Raw genomic sequence first — 19,675 nt, 5'->3', positions numbered from 1 at the left:
AACTGATAACTCAACAGACACTGCACTGTCCAATTATCAGGGAGGATTTTTTATGAACTTTTGTAAAGAATTGGCTGGGTCTGCATAAAACTTATGAGCCGGAACTGATAACTCAACAGACACTGCGCTGTCCAATTATCAGACAGGATTTTTTATGAACTTTTGCTAATAATTGGCTGGGTCTGTATAAAACTTGTGTGCCCAACGTAGAGTAAACAGGTACTATCTTGACGAACTTCAATAGTAAACAACTAATGATTGTAGGTGAAAGTTCAACATGAAAAAAGTGTTTGCATTAATTGAAAAAGAATCAGCCAAATTTGCTCAATTACCCTTCTTTGAGTTTTTAGGAAATAAAAGCATCGCTCTTATACAAAGATTATCTTTTGCTGCTTATTTTGCACTTTTTATAATGGGATATGGAAATTTAAACAAGTTTGTTTCCTTAGAAGAACCAAAAGTTAACCCAATTCAATATATTTTTAACAAACAAATCCGTGAACAAGAGAATCATTGGATATGGTTTTTAAAAGATTTAGAAGACTTGGATTTGAACCGATTTTTAAATTTTACCGACTCTTTAAAATTGAATTTGAGTGATCAGATAGTGATTTGTAGACAAATAATTTATGAACTATATCGGCTAACTTTTCAAGTTAATCCCATTTACAAGCTAGTCGCTATTGAGTCGATAGAATCCATCTCGAATATTTTTTTCTCAATAACTGCACCAGTCACTCAAGAATTAAAAGCTCTTACTAATCGAGAGTATCCTTATTTTGTAAATCCTCATTTACTTGCTGAAAATGACCATAGTGTTCACTCTTATGAAACAAAAGAATTTATTGGAAGTATGCATTTAGCAGAAGAGATTTGCAAGCAAGCCTGTGAATTAGTTAATAAAATTTTTGAACTGTTTACAGCCTTGGTAGATATGCTTGTTAATTTTGCTGAAAAATATAAGATTAAACAATTATTAACTCAGAGTTTTGGTGGCTCCGACTCCACTCAGTTGCCCTGCGCGATCTTGTTACAGTCGGGGTTTAAATCCCCTTATGTAACTCTCTTCTCTACGAGACGCTGCGCGTAGCTTGCTTCTCCGTAGGAGTACAATGCATAAATTTTGAATTTGGAATTGTTATGGTGGTTCTCAATGCTGTGGAACACAGGAAGGAGGCTATAAATCTGTTAGCAGCCTTGCTTTTCTCAGAATAAATGTCAGTAGGGTTTCTTTTTTGGAAATAATTTCAGCTGTAACTTCCATCCCTGCTTGAATAGGATAGGATTTATCGCCCCTTTTTAAATAAAGTCTCTCTGCCTCAATAGTCACCTCATAGTAAGGTGGAGTTGGAACGTTGCTGTTAGTTTGAGATGTAATGGCGTCGGCACTAATACCTCTGACAGCACCTTTGAGGATGCCATAATCTGGGTAAGGATAGGCAGAAAGCCGCATTTGTACTTCCCCCTCTGGACATTTTGTTACTTTTACGACTTTACACACCTTCACTTTACTTCTATCAGCAGCAGCAACACGGGCTTTAATTACTAAAGGGGCATTGCTGGGAGCAATTTGAGCGATCACATCCCCAGGACGGACAACTTGCCCAGCATTTCTTAATTCTAGTTTGAGGATAGTACCTGCCTCTGAAGTCCGAATTACAGTTTTTTGCAGTTCTGTAAAGACTTGTCTAAGTTCTTGTTGAGCGCTACTAATTTGATTTTGGATTTCAACTTGACGCCTGATGGTTTCCTCTTTTTCTTTGTTCAATTGAGCGAGGGTAGACTCACCCTTTGTAAATTCTTGGGCAATGCGTTCTTGTGCGATCGCCACATTAGCATCACTCGGATTGAGTCCAGCTTTAGCGTTTTCAAGTCTCGCAGTAGCAGCTTTAAAAGCTTGTTCTTTTTGTTTAATTTCGAGATCAGCGATTGCCCCTGAATTTCCCAGCTGCTGATATCCCTTTAGTTCCTGTTTAGCTAATTCAACAGAGGCTTCTAATTCTTGTACTTCTGTCTGAGTAGTAATTTGCTTATCTTTATAGTCTCTTTTGTTGCGACTGAAGTCTGCTTTGGCGGATGCGATCGCCTGTCGCATTCCATTCGACTCAGCAGTCATTTGAACTTTTAGTGCTTTGAGTTGTGCATCGATTTGCGCTCGTTGTAACTGATTCTGCTGGATATTTCCGAGTATTTGGCTTTTTTTACTTTGCAATTGGGAGTTGTCGATGAGTGCGATCGTATCTCCCTTTTTCACGACCTGATTTTCTTTCACCTTGATGTTTATAACTGTTCCCTCGGCTGCTGCTTGCACTAACCGTATTTCTCCGGTTGGGCGGACGGTAGCATCAGCTTTGACTATTATGTTGTATTGAATGACACTAGCAAGTCCGAAGGCAGCGCCAACACTTCCAATTAAAAATATTCCTCCCAACCTTGTCCATATGCTGACTGGTGGAAGATATTCGTCGTTTTCGACTAGACGGAGAAAGTCTGGTTGGGGGTCAATGAGCATGAATGCTAAAAAACATTTTGGTTGTGTAAATAATCTAGCAAAAAAATCTACCTAGCGTTAGCGTGGCGACCAAGATTTAGGGATATTCAAAAAATAAAAGCTTTCTTCCGTTTCAATGATCTTTTTGGCAAAACTTCCCTAATTTTGGCGTTTTAGCCCTCCAGAGCCAAAGCTAAGGCTTTTGCTTTGATTACTGATAGTGCCTTGCCTATACGCATTTTAATATGTAAATACAAGGTTTATATACAGCTAATTATAAATAACAATTAGCGCCTTTTAGTCCGAATACTAAATCTTTATAATTTTTATCTAAAATTTTATCCCCTCTTTATTTATTTACAAACAATTTGTATACTGAATGAAAGCTTTTTTGCAATTAATCAATAATTAAGCAAACTTAGCCTTTTTATATTAAAAGAAATTATATACATTCAAAATTGTTTTGTATATATTAATTAGATAACAGGGACTCTTGCATAAAAATACGTACTCAGAAATACGGAACAAAAGTTTTGAGTTTTATAAAGTGATTTAAGTGCCGTCTGTATAAATATATAGCTACTCAAATGCACTATATCTTCAATTATGGGCAATACGGTAACTTTATCAGTATTAATACGTAATAAGTTTAATTTATAATTTGTTGACAAAATTCAGCTTTTAGATTGCCATATTTATATCAATATGTATATTGACGCCTGCAATTTTTTGATAAATCAGAACTTATTTTCTAATTAATTTTGTATAAAGAATAACTATGTAGTATCTTTCCTGAAGATGTGTAATACATATATCTTAAAAAATTAGTTGCTTGACCTTTAGAGCAAGAGTCGTATAATACATTTAAAGCCACGAAAAAGTAACTAAATATACTCTTTAAATGTTTATATCTATTACTTTGAAGTGACGTGACTTTAACCCCAACAATCAAGCGACAACTAACGATTATGGAAAGCACATTGTTCACTACATTAACCCCCAACGAAGAAGCCAATCTCTCTGGTGGTACCACTACGACTTTCGACATCAAATTATTCTTAGCTAAGATTTCCAAAGCTTCAAACACAGTTAGTCAAACAGCTACTGGCGGTAAGGGCGGTGCCGGTGGTGCTATCACTATAGGCGGTAGCGGCAAAGACTCACCAGTTGTGCTCATTGGCACTACAGTTAACTCATCAGGTGGAGCTGGTGGAAGCGCAAGCAACACCTCCAATAACGCTGTAGGTGCGGGCTAGATAAACTCTTCTCTGGCGCTTAGGCATCATGTAGAAATAAGTTGTACAAATTGAATCTGGAATAAGCAATGAGCTGAACTTCCCCATCAAAAATGTTCAAGTTATTTTTGCAAGTCTCCTATTATGCTCCTAATTGTGTGGCGCAGCTTCTTTGCAACTATCAAACTAACCGAGAATTAAGATAATGGAAAGCACATTGTTCACTACATTAACCCCCAACGAAGAAGCCAATCTCTCTGGTGGTAACGATCCGACTTTCAAATTTAGCTTCTTCAGCCTCCAAAAGTCCGTAGCGAAGAACAAAGTTACTCAAAAAGCTACTGGCGGTGCTGGCGGTGCCGGTGGTGCTATTAAGATCGGCGGCGGCAGCGACTCACCAGTTGTGATCATTGGCACTACAATTAACTCCTCAGGTGGAGCTGGTGGAAGCGCAAGCAACACCTCCAATAACGCTGTAGGTGCCGGCTAGGTAAAGTCTTATATGGGGCGCTTAGGCATTATGTAGAAATAAGTTGTACAAATTGAATCTGGAATAAGCAGTGAGCTGAACTTTCCTATCAAAAATGTCCAAGTTATTTTTCCAAGGTTCCTATTATGCTCCTAATCATGTGGCGCAGCTTCTTTGCAACTAACAAACTAACCGAGAACTAAGATAATGGAAAGCACATTGTTTACTGCACTAACCCCCAACGAAGAAGTCAATCTCTCTGGTGGTAACACAAAACCCAAGAAAGCTACTAAGAGTCTTAGCATTTTATTAACTTTCTTCAACTTGACCAAAGCTTCCAACAGCGTTAGTCAAACAGCCACTGGCGGTGCCGGCGGTGCCGGTGGTCCTATCACTATAGGCGGCGGCAGCGACTCACCTGTTGTGATTATTAAGTCTACAATTACCTCAAACGGTGGAGCTGGTGGAAGCGCAAGCAACACCTCCAATAACGCTGTAGGTGCCGGCTAGGTAAACTCTTATATGGCGCTTAGGCATCATGTAGAAATAAGTTGTACAAATTGAATCTGGAATAAGCAGTGAGCTGAACTTCCCCATCAAAAATGTTCAAGTTATTTTTACAAGGTTCCTATTATGCTCCTAATTATGTGGCGCAGCTTCTTTGTAACGAACAAACTAACCGAGAACTAAGATAATGGAAAGCACAATGTTTACTGCATTAACCCCCAACGAAGAAGTCAATCTCTCTGGTGGTAACAAAGTTACCCCAATATATAATATTAGCTTTATCCTCAAAGCTTTAAGCATTGCCAAAGCTTCAAACACAGTTAGTCAAACAGCTACTGGCGGTGCCGGTGGTGCTGGTGGACCTATCACTATAGGCGGCGGTAAAGACTCGCCAGTTGTGATCATTAATTCTAAAATTAGCTCCTCAGGTGGAGCTGGTGGAGGCGCAAACAACACCTCCAATAACGCTGTAGGTGCATCAACTTAGGTAAGGTTATGAGGATTTAAGTAGAAGGGTAATAGTAAACGGAAAGACACCTGAACCGCGTCTTTACCCGGATGAGATGCCGCACGTTAAGCAATTTACCCACTTGATGCTGGTGAAGTTGCTTTTATACAGGACTAAATTGCTAATCGACTTAATTGCTATAAGCCATTAGCTGATTCTTAGGACTTATCCTAACATACGTTTATTGCTACCCACCTACTTTCATTCAATAAACTTAACGAAATTATATTGATGGTTGCTATTCGGCAATCATCAATATGGTTATCAGTAGCGCTTTTCCCTTAATATACTGCTCATGCTTGAGCAATATATTAAGGGAAACAAACGCTACTACTTGAGAAATCGACCATATCCATGTTTAATCACTCTCGGTAGAGTAAAATCTAAAACCCTTTTTTATTCAGGGTTATGCTATTTGCCTTCGTTTTGGGGTTTCTATCAATATTCGATCATTAAATCCCTGGCTAAATCTGACTTTCGGCATTTAGTCTTGATTATTCTCATTCCAGAGTGATTAAAGAGGGATATTGATCACAATTTACTAGTTTGGAAAAGATAAGGAAACTCTTTTTACAGAACTTACTCCAAACGAATAAGCAAGTCTGTCTAAAGGTTTACATACCAAAATTATCCATGTTTTTCCTGTTGATAAGTAGGTTGACGGAAATAACCCTAACTATGTGACAAAAATTACAATCAATCCTTTGCGGTTTTTTCGTATCATTGGCAATGACATAGTGTAGGTTATTTATCCCTTTCTACTTATACAAAATATAGCCATTTTGGTACGTGCTAACTCTCGTTATCTTGAGTGAAAGCAGCTTTAGTATAAAGTTCAAAACTCATAATTAGCACCTGAGGTTAACTAGAATCATGAAAAGCACTCAAATCTCCTCAATGTTTATGTCCCTGACGGAAACTGAAGAAGCAAGGCTGTGTGGTGGTGAGAGCCTGGTAGTTTCTCATGGGGTTTATAATCATGTTGTTAAAGTCAAGGGAGCAGCTGGGAAACCAGGAGTAAAGAAACAAACAGTTCAATCAACATCAACTACAAAAGTTGTGAAAATTACCAAACAAGGAAAAATTCCAGACTTAGGAATATTTAAAAACCTATTCTCCTTACTAGGTTTTGATTGGTAATGATAGTAAAATTAAACTGTTGGTAAAATTTTTAACCACGCAGGGGCCAAACCCTGCTATTTTTTTGGGTTTTGTCACAATGTTATTGGGTACTGGAGTATAAAATGAAATACCAAGTTGTTGCACAACATAGTGAAGAAGATTGTGGAGCTGCTTGTCTTGCTTCCATTGCCAAACATTATCGGCGTAACTTTACACTAAATCGCATCCGGGAAGCGGTAGGCACCGGGCAACTTGGAACAACCTTGTTGGGATTGAGGCGGGGAGCTGAGGCACTTGGTTTCAATGCGCGTTCGGTCAGGGCATCAAAAGAAATATTAGACCGAATGAACCAAGCACCACTGCCAGCAATCATTCACTGGAAAGGCTACCACTGGGTTGTTTTGTATGGTCAAAAAGGCAAAAAATATATAATTGCTGACCCAGCCTTTAACATCCGTTATGTCTCTAGAAAAGAATTAATGGAGGCTTGGTCAGATCAAGTCATGCTTTTACTAGAGCCAGATTCGGTTCGCTTTTATGCTCAACCGGATGATAAAGTCAACGGTCTTTGGCGCTTTGCGCGGCGTGCATTGCCTTATGGAGACATAATATTCGAGGCTTTTCTCTGTGCTATATTTATCGGTCTACTTTCGTTAACGTCTCCTTTTCTGCTTCAAATTCTAACGGATGATGTACTAGTTCGAGGTGATACCAAGCTTCTTGGTGGTGTGATTATTGCGGTTGTGGTGATGAATTTGGTGTCAAGTAGTTTGCAACTAGTTCAATCTAACCTGATTGCCCATTTTGCCCAACGGCTTGAGTTAGGGCTAGTTCTGGAATTTGCCAGGACAATCTTACGGTTGCCTCTGGCTTACTATGAATCACGTCGCAGTGGCGAGATTGTTAGCAGATTGCAAGATATTCAACAAATTAATCAGCTAGTTTCTCAAGCAGTTATCAGTCTACCTAGCAGCTTGTTTATCGGACTGATTTCTTTGGGTTTCATGGTGTTCTATAGCTGGAAACTCACCTTTGTTGCCGTCGTTGTTGCGATTGTCATGAGTTTATCTACGGTGGTTTTCCTGCCTACACTTCAACAAAAAATCAGAAGTATATTGGTCTTAGATGCAGAAAATCAGGGTATTCTCGTTGAAAGCTTTAAAGGAGCGCTGACACTCAAAACTACTACTGCTGCTCCTCAATTTTGGGAAGAATTTCAGAACAGATTTGGTCGGTTATCAAACCAAACATTTCGCACAATTCAGATTGGAATTATTAACAACATCTTTTCTGGGTTAGTTTTTGCTGTTGGCAGCGTTAGTTTGATTGGTTTTGGCAGCACCCTAGTTATTAGTAGGGAACTCAGTATCGGTCAACTGCTGGCATTTAATGGGATGAATGGGAATTTTTTGGCATTCATCGGTGCTGTGCTTGGATTTATAGATGAATTCATGCGTGCCAAAACTGCCACGGAACGCTTAACAGAAGTTATCGATTCCACACCTGAAAATCAAGGCGATACTAGCAAACCCTTTGCTAAAATTCCTAGTAATGCAGATATTATTTGTACAAACCTAAACTTTCACTATGCCGGCAGGCTAGAGCTACTGGAAGATTTTTCCCTCACGATTCCTGGCGGTAAAGTTGTTGCCCTAATTGGTACATCCGGCTGTGGAAAAAGTTCTCTCGCCAAATTGATTGCCGGATTATATACACCTAATTCTGGCAACATTCGTATTGGTATTTATAATCTGCAAGACTTAGCCCTTGATTGTTTGCGGCAACAAGTTGTTCTCGTTCCTCAAGATGCTCATTTTTGGAGTCGCTCAATTATTGAAAACTTCCGCTTAGGTTCTCCTCACGTCACCTTTGATCAAATTGTCAACGCTTGCCAAATTGCTGAGGCAGACGATTTTATTAGTAAACTACCTGAAAAATATCAAACTGTATTAGGTGAATTTGGGTCAAATATTTCTGGTGGACAACGCCAAAGACTGGCTTTAGCAAGAGCTATCGTTAACGATCCACCAGTCCTGATTTTAGATGAATCAACTGCTGGACTCGATCCAGTTAGTGAAGCTCAAGTTTTAGATCAACTGTTGTTCCAGCGCAAAGGTAAAACCACGATCCTGATTAGCCACCGTCCTAGAGTAATCACCCGTGCTGATTGGATCGTGCTACTAAATCAAGGCAAGTTACAAATTCAGGGGACAGTAGAAGATTTGCGTGCCCAACCAGGAAACCATTTAGACTTTTTAACCCCTTAATTACTCACAGTTTTAACTAAAGCAATCTTATTTGATTTGTGAAGATTGAAAGCTTTAGATCCCCGACTTCTTAGAGAAGTCGGGGATCTTGTTGTTTATAAATGATTTAAGTTTGCCATACACCAGGCAAGTCTCAAGCATTTCTTTGATGAACTCAAAGCTAAAGCCAAACAAATTACCATTTGTCCTAAAGTTTAGGCAGATAAATATGCCGTTGTAATTTGCATTAGGGACAATAATTTAACTCTCTTCTATTATTTAAAAAAAAGAAAACAGAAACCTTACTTTTAAGTAAGTCAGTAAATATACTGAGCCAATTCGGTAGAATACCTGGAAAACCTAAGTGTTGCAACCACAAACCAAAACCTATATGTCTTTTTTGTTTCTTAGCTATGACTTAGATATCAAAATTTCCCAAAACAGGGCTTAATTGTCAGGAAATTGAGATATTTATACTGAGGTATTCATAAAAACTTATTTAATAAAATCTTTTCCATATATATGCTTGTGTTAACAAGTATTAAGAAATTCTGATTAAAGAATATTGCAATACCTTGATTTAATTGCTAACGTGTGTATGACAGCGATGCTGATGAGCGCTCGGATCTAGGAGAAGTATAAATCTATGAGCTACATGCATTCAGCCAAGTATTTTAGGTTTTGACGGGTTAAAAACGAGAAATTTCTGCCTCGTATAGACAATTATGAGGGATTGCAGATTAACCAAGAAATATCTCGTTGCTAAAGGCTTAGTTTCAGTTTTATTTCAATTGCAATTGATTATTTGTCTTACCTTGTGCCGACAAGCGAGTAGCTCTTGATTGTGTCGGTCAGCAAGTCCCTAAGAGTTTGGTAAGACTTAAATTTTGGAGGATAAAACCAATGGATATTCAAGGCAAAGTAGCCCTAATTACAGGGGCTTCCCGTGGTATTGGACGAGCGATCGCTCTCGAACTAGCGCAACAAGGCATCAAGCGGCTGATATTGGTAGCACGCGATCGCCAAAAGTTAGTCGAGGTAGCTAACGAAATTGAGGCGATGGGCACAGAAACTGCGATCGTGGCATTAGATTTAACGCAGACAATTGAAGTGAATATCGCTGTTGCCCAACTATGGCGCAATTACGGACAGATTCACCTGTTGGTTAATTGTGCGGGAGTCGCATACCAAAGCTCATTTTTGCAATCTAAACTGCCCCAAGTTCAAGAAGAACTCTCTGTGAACTTGTTAGGAATGTACAACCTCACTAGTCTGATAGCTCGACGCATGGCCAGCCAAAAGCAAGGCACAATTGTCAATGTGTCGAGTCTGATGGGGAAAGTTGCTGCACCAACGATGGCGACTTACTCAGCTACCAAGTTTGCCATCTTAGGGTTTACCCAAGCCTTGCGCCAGGAACTAGCTGAACATAATATTCGGGTGATCGCATTACTGCCTTCCCTCACAGACACAGACATGGTGCGCGACTTAAAATTATTTCGCTGGGTGATCCCCATGACTCCCCAACAAGTGGCTAAAGCACTCGTCACCGGAATGCAAAATGATTCACCAGAAATTTTAGTGGGATGGCAAAGTCATTTAGCCGTGTTGTGTCAACGCCTCGCCCCTTGGTTGTTAGAGTTAATTTTACGAGTAGCAACTCCGCCAGCCCCAAGAAGACAACAGCCTCGTGAAAAACTGAGTTTTTTGGCTAAGATCCAGCGTTTTGGCGATTTGTTACTGTCCAGAAAAACTCAATGTCAGGTCAAGTCGCTATAACTATTTATCCCAGCGTTAACACCTTGATGGTATATCTACCACCAACCGCTGATTTTTGAGCGACTGGCGATTAAGTAATACTTCTGAGAGTTCCTGTCCCACATGGACAGGAATATCAAAATCTTCTCCACCAACTCGCATTTTTTCTAAATAGACATCAAATTCAGATCATTTTTATTTAGGGAATAATTTATTTTCTGCAAGTCCCTTAAATCCTTTGGCTTTACCCTTGTACAACAAAGTAACACTCACGGTGCCAAGAAGCGCTAATAAGCTGAAACTAGAACTAGATTCAGGAACAGACTTGGGATTCTCAATTTTGATAACTTGTCCAAGTCCAGGGCGATCGCCTCGGTTTGTCACGTAAATAGCATCATCAGCACCAATAGTCAAAGCAGTAGGAGACTCTAGTCCATTGCCACTAAGAATAGTTGTGCGAGTTCCATCGGTCGCTATTTTAATCACAGAACCATCTAAATTACCTTTCCAGAGTGACTGATTAGCGTACTGCAAAGCATACAAATTACCCTCAGGATCAAAAGCTAAGTCCGTAAGTTGGGTAAAGCCATCGGTATAGACTGTTGGTTGACCATCAGAACCAACTCGGTAGATTTTTGCTGCACCTTCTGGAAAAGGAAAACCAGTTAATTGGCTAATATAATAAGCGCCATCTGGGCCTTTGGCGATATTTGTGGGTACTGCTTGGATTTCAAATGGCGATGACGATGCACCAGAGGGAAAAACTGGATTAGTTAATGTCTGCCGAGGAATTGTGGCGATCGCATTTAAATTACTCCCATCAGTACCTACACGGAGTAACTCATTAGCACCAGTATCAACTGCAACAATATTATTTCCATCTAAAAGAAGAGAGAAGGGATTGCTAATTAGATCGCCTTTGTCAGGATTATTTGCAAGTTCATAATTAGCTAAATCAGCAACACTAGTCCAGGAATTTGTATTGAAATTAGCAGTGATGATTTTTCCTAAATCAGTGTTACCTAATGTGGCGCGAAATGTGGGATTTGAACCATACCCAATCGTAATATAAGGCTTGCCAGTAGCATCAAATTTGATATCTTGAGGCCCAGAAGTATCAGTACCATCTGGTAATGCTAAAGAAGGAAGTCCTGTAAGTACACGTTCTTGCGTACCATTTCCAATTTTTGTCACTGCACCAGTTGTGCCATAACATAAAGATTGGTTTTCAACGCTCGGAGAAGGAACACAAGCTCCACTTCCACCTGTTCCTGCCTCTGTGACGTAGAGACTTCCATCAGGGCCAAAAGTTAGACCCCGTGGATTATTAAGACCATCGGCAATTACCGAAAAGGATGCCGCCTCTGCTGCTTTCATTCCCGAAAAAGCAGCAATACAAACACTCAAAAATGTAATCCCAAATTGCTTTAGTTTCATTAGACCAGTCCTAAAATTAAATTTGCGTAAAGATAGAATATAAAATTTTATCTTGATAAATCCTAATATTTACCATATATGGTTTCTGCGGATTTTACAGCATAATAAATCGTGTTAACGCTCAAAATTTGAAAATTCTATTTTTTATCTCCAAACTATCATCAACTATGCAAAACCCTTATTGCAACGTTGAATAAAGATATATAGTCAACCTTTAAAACCCTTGTACAGACTGAGTTATAAATTTATAGACAAATTTATTTGTTGCAAGATTGGCTAATTAGAGAAGTTTGAGAATTTTTTAATTGGTTAGGACTTATACCAATTCTCTAAAAGAGGGCAACAGATTCAAATCCAGAAACCCAGATGAAATCTGAATTTCTTAATTTTGAGTTGTATCATACCATTTCCAAAAATCTTTGCAACACATGAATCGGCTGTAGGGACGTACATTTGTACGTCCCTACCAACGAAATCAAATAGGATTGCTGTATATTTTCAAACACTTACCACACAAGTCGGATATCCAAACTGTTGACTTACAAAGATTTTGCGGGACTACAAGACGATCGCAGTTTGGATCGATAAATAAAGTTACAGATCAAAAATTGCTGTGCGATCGCATAATTAGACATACCTTGTTTCGGAGCAGCCAGAAATGCTTTCCTTCCCCACAACTCTCACTCCTTTGCCCGAAATCATTGATGGCTTACCGAATATTTCTGGTTGGGAAACAGAGGTTCTCTCTGTAGTTAACGATGATCAACCAGTATTTTTACCAACAACAAATATCCGCTTAGAAGATGTAAATGCTGTGTTTGCGATCGCCTTACACATGCACCAGCCAACTATACCTGCTGGAAATGGTGGTACACTCATCAGCAATCTGCAATATATGTTTGAACATCCCAACGAGGGGGATAACCACAATGCAGATCCTTTTACATATTGTTACAGCCGCATGGGAGACTTGATCCCCGAACTCGTAAATCAAGGTTGCAATCCCCGTGTGATGTTGGATTACTCAGGTAATCTTTTGTGGGGACTGCGGCAAATGGGACGCGGTGATGTTCTCGATAATCTTAAACGGATTACTTGCGATCGCACCTACCAACCTTATGTAGAATGGCTGGGTACAATGTGGGGTCATGCAGTTATTCCTTCCACACCCATAGCAGATATTAAATTGCATATCATCGCATGGCAACATCACTTTGCGGCAATTTTTGGCTGGGAAGCACTAGCGCGAGTCAAAGGATTTTCGCCCCCAGAAATGCACCTCCCAAATCACCCTGATGCTCTCTTTGAATTTGTGAAAGCGCTGAAAGAATGTGGATATCGCTGGCTACTCGTTCAAGAACATTCTGTAGAAACAATTAGCGGTCAATCTCTTATCCACAAACATTTACCACATCGTCTGATTGCCCGTAATTCTCAAGGCGAAACAATTAGCATTACAGCCTTAATTAAAACCCAAGGTTCGGATACTAAGTTAGTCGCACAGATGCAGCCTTATTATGAAGCGAAAACCTTATCAAAACAACAAATTGGCAGTGTCTTTGTGCCACCAATAGTTAGCCAAATTGGAGATGGTGAAAATGGCGGCGTGATGATGAATGAATTTCCTAGCGCTTTTAAACAAGCTTGGTGGGATATGGTAAATAATGGGGGAGGAAAATCAGGTGTTGTTGGGATGTGTGGTACAGAATATTTAGAATTAATCGAAGCTGCTGGATGCAAACCTGAAGACTATCCAGCTTGTCAGCCAGTGGGACAATATCAGATTTGGGAGCGAGTTTCAGCAGACAATTCCCAACCGGATGCTGTAGAGAATGCGATTCAAGAATTAAAGCAAATAAACTCCAATTTTCATCTGGATGGAGCCTCATGGACAAATCATATCAGTTGGGTAAAAGGATATGAAAATGTGTTGTCTCCCATGTATCAATTAAGCAGTTTATTTCATCAGAAATTTGATCCATTACTGCAAACTGATTCAGCAGAACCGATCACTAGACAATCTGAATACCGTAACGTTCTTCTACATAACCTTTTGCTGCAAACCAGTTGTTTTCGTTATTGGGGACAAGGCGCTTGGACTGATTACGCGCGGGAAATTTATCAACGTGGCGAAAATTTATTGTAGTGAAAAGGGCGGTTAGAAAGCGCGTCTACACGAGGCTTTACCCACCGACCTGGGTTATCAAAGCTTGATTTTCTCTTAGGGCTACCCGTAGGGTAGCCGCTCCGCGTCTATGTTTGTGTAGCCGCGAATGACTTTCGCCCTGCCTCTGGCGGAAGTTTGCTCCCAAAATTTTTCATGGAGTTTTTGTGAATCGTCCTTGAGACGGAAAATAAAAAGTCAGGTGAATTGAGATTTAGTTCAAGTAAGTGGGAAGTCTAAGTGTAGGTTGCTAGGTGCTGATATCCGAATTGGATCAGCTATCTGGTATTCAAACTTACAATGAGGTAGTTGTGTTTCGAGTTGTTGTTGGTCATAGCGACGATCCTGATTCTCAAAATGCGATCGCTGAAGTTCTTCAAGAATGTAGCCATTCACTTGCTGGCTCATTTCCTCAAGCTGGACTTTTATTCACTGCTATAGATTTTGACCATGCGTTAATTTTGCAACGCATCCAGGATGCTTTCCCCGGAATTGAGTTGATTGGCGGAACTACAAATGGAGAAATCTCTTCAATTCTGGAGTTTCAGCAAGATTCTCTAACCTTAATGTTGTTTGCGAGCGATGAAGTGGAAATTCACTCAGGTATTGGCCGAGGAATATCCAAAAATCCAGCCCTTGCAGCCCAAGAAGCGATCGCCCAAGCCAAGGCAAAGAGTGCATCCTTACCACAATTGTGCCTCACCTTTCCCGATAGTCTGACAAGCAACGGGGTCTTAATTTTAGAGGGTTTAAAAGAAAGCCTGGGAGAGCATATTCCCATTATTGGGGGAATGGCTGCCGATGACTATACCTTTGACAAAACCTACCAATTCTTCCAGGGTGAAGTATTGAGTGATTCAGTTCCAGTGCTGCTGTTCTCTGGACAAATACTATTTTCCCACGGAGTTGCCAGTGGTTGGACTCCTATCAGTCAACGTAGCCGTGTAACTAAAGTTAATGGCAACGTAGTCTATGAAATTGATGGACAGCGTGCCTTAGATTTCTACCAGCACTATCTCGGTGAAGAAAAATTTGCGTCCAACTATGCCATCCATGCTCTAGCAGTTTTTGAGGATCAAGACCATTTTTATATGCGGGCACCCAATGGCTACGATCAACAATCTGGTAGCATGACGTTCTTCTCTGATATTCCTGAACAGGCAGTTGTACAAATTACTGATGCAACTCGTGATAATATTCTGTCAGCTTCTGAGACATCCTTGAAGAATGCTCTTGCCGATTATCCCGGTGTGGAGCCAACAGCAGCGTTACTTATTTCCTGTGCAGCCCGTCGGCGAATTCTGGGAACTCTCACAAGACTTGAGTATCAGCTTGTCAAAACTCATTTACCAAAGGCATTACCTTGTTGTGGTTTCTACGCTTATGGTGAAATTGCCCCTTTGGTGAGGGGAGGTCAAACGCAATTTCATAACAAAACCTTTGTCACACTGCTAATGGGAACAAAATGAGTGGTGTATGGATAACCAAGACAATTCCATACAGATTCAAGAGTTAGAAAAGACAAACCGTATCTTGCGGAAAAAGCTGGAACGCTGCGAATCTGAACGCCGCCAGCTAGAAACTGACATTTGCACAAAGGAATTTTTACTGAAGAAAGTCATTTGTGAGTTAGAAGATTCTCGGACAGATTTGCAGCACAGAGGCCAAAAGTTAGAAAATACGTTAGATAGTTTGCATAAAATGCAAGCTCAAATGATTCAAAGCGAAAAGATGTCTGCCCTGGGTCAAATGGTGGCAGGCATTGCTCACGAAATCAATAATCCCGTTAGCTTTATTTACGGAAATCTCAACTATATCAGCCAATACACTCATGACTTACTACGACTGGTCCAGCTTTATCACCGTCATTTCCCCAATCCACCTGCTGAAATTCAAACCGAACGCAAAACCGTCGATTTAGAGTTTCTAGAAAAAGATGCGATTATGGTATTGAACTCAATGAATATCGGGACGGAACGTATTCGGGATATTGTGCTATCACTGCGTAACTTTTCCCGCCTAGATGAAAGTGAGTTCAAAGCCGTAGATATTCATGAAGGCATCGACAATACTTTGATGATTTTGCAGCACCGCTTCAAAGCCACTAATAAAAGCCCAGAAATTCAGGTCATCAAAGATTACGGTAATTTATCCAATGTAGAATGCTACGCTGGACAAATCAACCAGGTGTTTATGAACATTCTAGTAAATGCGCTTGATGCCCTGGAAGAATTCAATGCCAAACGAACTTATCAGCAAATCCGAAATAATCCCAGTCACATCACTATTCGTACCTCTGTCGTTGATTCGCAATGGGTAAAAATTGCGATCGCTGACAATGGATCTGGGATTCCCGAATCGATTCAAAAACAGATTTTCAATCCCTTCTTTACAACAAAACCTGTCGGTAAGGGAACAGGAATGGGAATGGCTATTAGCTATCAAATCATCACGGAAAAACATGACGGCAAGTTAGAACTTTTCTCAACACCTGGAAAAGGAACGGAGTTTATGGTTAAAATTCCTATCCAGCAGCAAGTTTCGTAAATAATCTAACACAACGTTATGATAGATATTCATAATTCATAATTCCATCAAACTAAAGGCAATAAAATTTCAAATTTTGTACCTATACCAATCTGTGAATGAAAACTCAATTTTCCGCCATGTCTCACGGTGATAATTCGATAACTTACTGCTAAACTAGTATTTTTACTATTCTTGGTTTCAAGAGAAAAAGACTCCATAATTTGCTGTTGCAATTCTTGAGACATTCCAAAACCATTGTCAGCAATGCGAATTAATATCCAGCGAGAATCTGGTGCATCTGGGTTGCTTGCTTCTTGCGAAATAACTTCTGTCGTAATCTCAATTCGAGGTTTTTGAACAGTCTTTGCATCATCTAAATGCAACTGCTGTCGCACTGCTTCATTGAGTAAAGTATCCACAACTTCGCTGAAAATATTCATTAAAACCTGATTTACTTGCCCCATAAAGCAATACACTGGAGGTAATTGACCGTAGTATTTGACGATTTCAATTTCTCCTTGAAGACGGCTATTAATTAGTAAAATAATACTATCTATGCAGGCGTGTAAATCTACTGGTTTAGGATAAAGTTCATCGATATGACAGAAGTTTTGTAAGCTGGTGACAAGTTTTTTTAATCTTTCTGCTCCAGTGCGGATACTAGCAAGCGATCGCGACAAATCTTGTTCTAAAAAATCAAATTCAATCTCTTCTTTAATCTGATTAATTGCCTGGGACACTGATGGTAGCTCTTGATCATAAGCCGCTATCAGTTTGAGTAAATCTTGGCTGTAGTTTGAAACATAAATTATGTTACCCCAAATAAAACCCACGGGGTCTAAAATTTCGTGCGCTATGCCGTCTACCAAACGCCCCAGATTTGCCATTTTATCATTTTGAATCATTTGGGCTTGGCTGCGTTCATACCGCACCAGATTGTCGATTCCTCTAATTTGCCAAGAAATAATATTCAATTCTTGGACATCTAACAATCTATAAGTGCCAGATTCTGTTTGTACTACAATTGGTTCTGCTAATAATTCTGGCGATCGCTTTAAGCTAAGTTGCATCGCAGTTAAAATCGATGTTGTATCAGCAAGCAGCAACATCGGTATCCGCGCATAGCTGTAGAGAACGGCTAATGGTTGCTGAACAAATAACTCTTGTCCATAGGGGCGAATCAAAAATTCCAGCAGTCGTCGCCGCGAAATCATTCCAATAAACTGTCCCTGTTCTACCAAAATCACTCCCGGTAGCAGGGGATATTTTTCCAAAAAATTAGCCACTTCCATACCAGTGCGGTTGATTTCCACTGGGAAGTTGTACATTGGTAGCTCTTGGAGGGTTGACTCTAAATCGAGATCGCGATCGCTACCAACAGACACAAATGGCGGTAAGATTTGGGAACTGAATTCTTCTGACACTAGACACCCTGATTTTTACAAAGATTTAGGTAAACAATAAGTTAATATTTTACATTCTGTCACCCTCTAAATTTGGTTTAGGTTTGGGTATCTAGTCGAACTAGTACAGCTATTTATTCTGAGGCGGTTGTGGGAATAAGCGATGTCTACGACGGCCTGTTCGGCGTCGCCTCTTTTACCCCGCACCCTAAAATTGCTAAAGTGAAGTCTAAACTTGGCTTTCACGATTACTGGCAAGAGCGATCGCAAGCTAAACTAAAAACAACCTTTACAAAGACGTTTGTGTTCGCGGAGCGTGCCAGAGGCAAAAACTGGCAAGAGCATCCCCAAAGCCTCCTACTAACTGACTCGATTACACCCGTCCTCAAGCAATTAAATCCTGAAGATAAATTATGTTGCTATGAATTACGAATTACGTAGCTTGCTTCTCGCCGGAGGCGAGTATTACGAATTAAAAAGGGGTGGTGTAAAAGAGTCATCTGTGGCTTAATTTGTTTAGACACAAATTTTACTGCTACCAGGGTAATCACGATGACAAATAGACCTCCTTCCGAACCGGAGTCATCCCAAAGAACTGCCCTTGGCTTTGATGAATTTATAGCCATTCTGGTTGCCTTCACCACTATTGGAGCGATTCTTTTTTGGTCATTGTCCCGCAGGGATTCTAGCTGGAACTTAAACGGGCTGCTGTCGGCTTCTTCCACTCCGTCTCCTAGTGTTCAACCAAATCAAGTATTGCCCTCCCCTACTCCCAAGGTAGAACCAAATGCAGTCCCTAGATTTAATGTTTTACCGTCATCTCCACCTGAGGCTGTTGTTGAACCCAAGACACCTTCATTCCCAACTAACAGCGCAACTCCTTACGGCGCAGTGTTGCCATCTGTTCAGGTAATCCCAACTCAATCTCCACAACCACAGACACCTGTATCCTCTTCAGCAGGACTGGAGTCATCAATTACATCATCAGCATTGCCTTTAGTAACTCCAGCAAAACAAAAATCCATTATTCCGCCGCCAATTGCATTTAACGATGTACCGACTAGCTTCTGGGGTCGGCGTTTTATAGATGTTCTTTCTTCCCGTGGTATTCTCAAGGGGTTTCCTGATTATTCTTTTAGACCAAATCAGCCTGTAAACCGCGCCGAATTTGCTGCCATACTGCAAAAAGCCTTTGACCAAGAACCGTCTAAGACTGCGATCGCATTTCAAGATGTACCAGCAAAATTCTGGGCAACTCCAGCAATTGACCAAGCCATCAGTGCCGGATTTCTCAAAGGCTACCCGAAAAAAAGCTTCAAACCACAACAAAATATTTCGCGAGTGCAAGTTTTAGTTGCCCTTGTTAGTGGGTTGAATTTGAAAGCACCCACTTCCCCAAATCAGATATTAAGTGTCTATAAAGATGCTAAAGATATTCCAACCTATGCTAGCAGCAAAATAGCCGCTGCTACAGCCAATGGTCTGGTAGTTAACTATCCAAATCCACAAATTCTTGCTCCCAACAAAGTAGCTAGTCGGGCTGAAGTTGCGGCGATGATTCATCAAGCTTTAGTAAAACGGGGCAAGTTGCAGGGAATCCAATCTGAAAACATTGTGCGAACACCCAAAATATCTCCAGAACTTTCGCAAACTCCAAAACCGAACCCAAAGGGTAATTTGTCCGCCGGAGGTTCGTCTCAATGAACTTTGTAGGGAATTTTGACAGAAGTCTGATCGCCGACTCCCGGCAATCAGACTTCGGTGATTTGGAATTAGAGCGTACTTCTACACTGGAGCCAGCTACAT

Annotated in this window: 16 protein-coding genes and 1 pseudogene; 13 read left to right on the top strand and 4 right to left on the bottom strand. The window is 40.3% G+C overall.

Features of this window, described 5'->3' with window-relative positions:
• The first annotated feature begins 277 nt into the window (after positions 1-277).
• A complete protein-coding gene (locus V7K30_RS07680; RefSeq protein WP_334998514.1) occupies positions 278-1,090 on the top strand; it encodes a hypothetical protein in 813 nt (270 codons plus the stop codon).
• 87 nt (positions 1,091-1,177) lie between these two features.
• On the opposite strand, the gene V7K30_RS07675 is transcribed toward V7K30_RS07680, so the two are convergent.
• Complete coding sequence (locus V7K30_RS07675; protein ID WP_334998513.1) at positions 1,178-2,512, bottom strand: HlyD family efflux transporter periplasmic adaptor subunit; 1,335 nt, start codon at positions 2,510-2,512, stop codon at positions 1,178-1,180.
• A gap of 908 nt (positions 2,513-3,420) precedes the next feature.
• Here V7K30_RS07675 and V7K30_RS07670 point away from each other — a divergent pair.
• The 7 genes from V7K30_RS07670 to V7K30_RS07640 all read left to right on the top strand — a co-directional run bounded on the left by V7K30_RS07670 (position 3,421) and on the right by V7K30_RS07640 (position 10,357).
• Complete coding sequence (locus V7K30_RS07670) at positions 3,421-3,747, top strand: hypothetical protein (RefSeq protein ID WP_334998512.1); 327 nt, start codon at positions 3,421-3,423, stop codon at positions 3,745-3,747.
• Positions 3,748-3,931: 184 nt separating this feature from the next.
• The gene (locus V7K30_RS07665) at positions 3,932-4,216 is read left to right on the top strand and encodes a hypothetical protein (RefSeq protein WP_334998511.1); all 285 of its coding nucleotides are present in this window, start codon (positions 3,932-3,934) and stop codon (positions 4,214-4,216) included.
• A gap of 186 nt (positions 4,217-4,402) precedes the next feature.
• Positions 4,403-4,705: a hypothetical protein gene (locus V7K30_RS07660; RefSeq protein WP_334998510.1), complete on the top strand. Its 303-nt coding sequence runs from the start codon at positions 4,403-4,405 to the stop codon at positions 4,703-4,705.
• 184 nt (positions 4,706-4,889) lie between these two features.
• A complete protein-coding gene (locus V7K30_RS07655) occupies positions 4,890-5,189 on the top strand; it encodes a hypothetical protein (RefSeq protein ID WP_334998509.1) in 300 nt (99 codons plus the stop codon).
• An 894-nt stretch (positions 5,190-6,083) separates the two neighbouring features.
• Entirely contained in the window at positions 6,084-6,350 is a 267-nt protein-coding gene (locus V7K30_RS07650) for a hypothetical protein (RefSeq protein WP_334998508.1), read from the top strand.
• 104 nt (positions 6,351-6,454) lie between these two features.
• The gene (locus tag V7K30_RS07645; protein ID WP_334998507.1) at positions 6,455-8,599 is read left to right on the top strand and encodes a peptidase domain-containing ABC transporter; all 2,145 of its coding nucleotides are present in this window, start codon (positions 6,455-6,457) and stop codon (positions 8,597-8,599) included.
• Between the two features lie 882 nt (positions 8,600-9,481).
• Positions 9,482-10,357, top strand: coding sequence for an SDR family NAD(P)-dependent oxidoreductase (locus V7K30_RS07640; protein WP_334998506.1), 876 nt, complete (start codon positions 9,482-9,484; stop codon positions 10,355-10,357).
• A 15-nt stretch (positions 10,358-10,372) separates the two neighbouring features.
• On the opposite strand, the gene V7K30_RS07635 is transcribed toward V7K30_RS07640, so the two are convergent.
• Entirely contained in the window at positions 10,373-10,498 is a 126-nt protein-coding gene (locus V7K30_RS07635; RefSeq protein ID WP_334998505.1) for a hypothetical protein, read from the bottom strand.
• Between the two features lie 33 nt (positions 10,499-10,531).
• On the bottom strand, positions 10,532-11,773 hold the full coding sequence (locus V7K30_RS07630; RefSeq protein ID WP_334998504.1) for a ScyD/ScyE family protein: 1,242 nt from the start codon (positions 11,771-11,773) through the stop codon (positions 10,532-10,534).
• Between the two features lie 658 nt (positions 11,774-12,431).
• On the opposite strand from V7K30_RS07630, the gene V7K30_RS07625 reads away from it, so the two are divergent.
• From V7K30_RS07625 to V7K30_RS07615, 3 genes are all read left to right on the top strand, one after another.
• Positions 12,432-13,919: a glycosyl hydrolase family 57 gene (locus V7K30_RS07625; RefSeq protein ID WP_334998503.1), complete on the top strand. Its 1,488-nt coding sequence runs from the start codon at positions 12,432-12,434 to the stop codon at positions 13,917-13,919.
• Positions 13,920-14,248: 329 nt separating this feature from the next.
• Positions 14,249-15,406: an FIST signal transduction protein gene (locus V7K30_RS07620; protein WP_334998518.1), complete on the top strand. Its 1,158-nt coding sequence runs from the start codon at positions 14,249-14,251 to the stop codon at positions 15,404-15,406.
• Positions 15,407-15,413: 7 nt separating this feature from the next.
• Positions 15,414-16,484 carry a sensor histidine kinase gene (locus V7K30_RS07615; protein ID WP_334998502.1) on the top strand — a complete coding sequence of 357 codons (1,071 nt, stop codon included), beginning with the start codon at positions 15,414-15,416 and terminating at the stop codon, positions 16,482-16,484.
• A 47-nt stretch (positions 16,485-16,531) separates the two neighbouring features.
• On the opposite strand, the gene V7K30_RS07610 is transcribed toward V7K30_RS07615, so the two are convergent.
• Positions 16,532-17,890, bottom strand: a complete 1,359-nt coding sequence (locus V7K30_RS07610; RefSeq protein ID WP_334998501.1) for a sensor histidine kinase — start codon at positions 17,888-17,890, stop codon at positions 16,532-16,534.
• A gap of 282 nt (positions 17,891-18,172) precedes the next feature.
• Between V7K30_RS07610 and V7K30_RS07605 the strand changes: the two are divergent.
• Both V7K30_RS07605 and V7K30_RS07600 read left to right on the top strand, forming a co-directional pair.
• Positions 18,173-18,286 (top strand): annotated as a pseudogene (locus V7K30_RS07605) (Uma2 family endonuclease); the annotation flags it as partial.
• A gap of 135 nt (positions 18,287-18,421) precedes the next feature.
• Positions 18,422-19,573, top strand: a complete 1,152-nt coding sequence (locus V7K30_RS07600; protein ID WP_334998500.1) for an S-layer homology domain-containing protein — start codon at positions 18,422-18,424, stop codon at positions 19,571-19,573.
• The last annotated feature ends 102 nt before the right edge of the window (positions 19,574-19,675 follow it).

The sequence above is a fragment of the Nostoc sp. genome (assembly GCF_036917655.1).
Classification (GTDB): Bacteria; Cyanobacteriota; Cyanobacteriia; order Cyanobacteriales; family Nostocaceae; genus Nostoc.
This window is presented reverse-complemented; position numbering and strand designations above follow the sequence as displayed.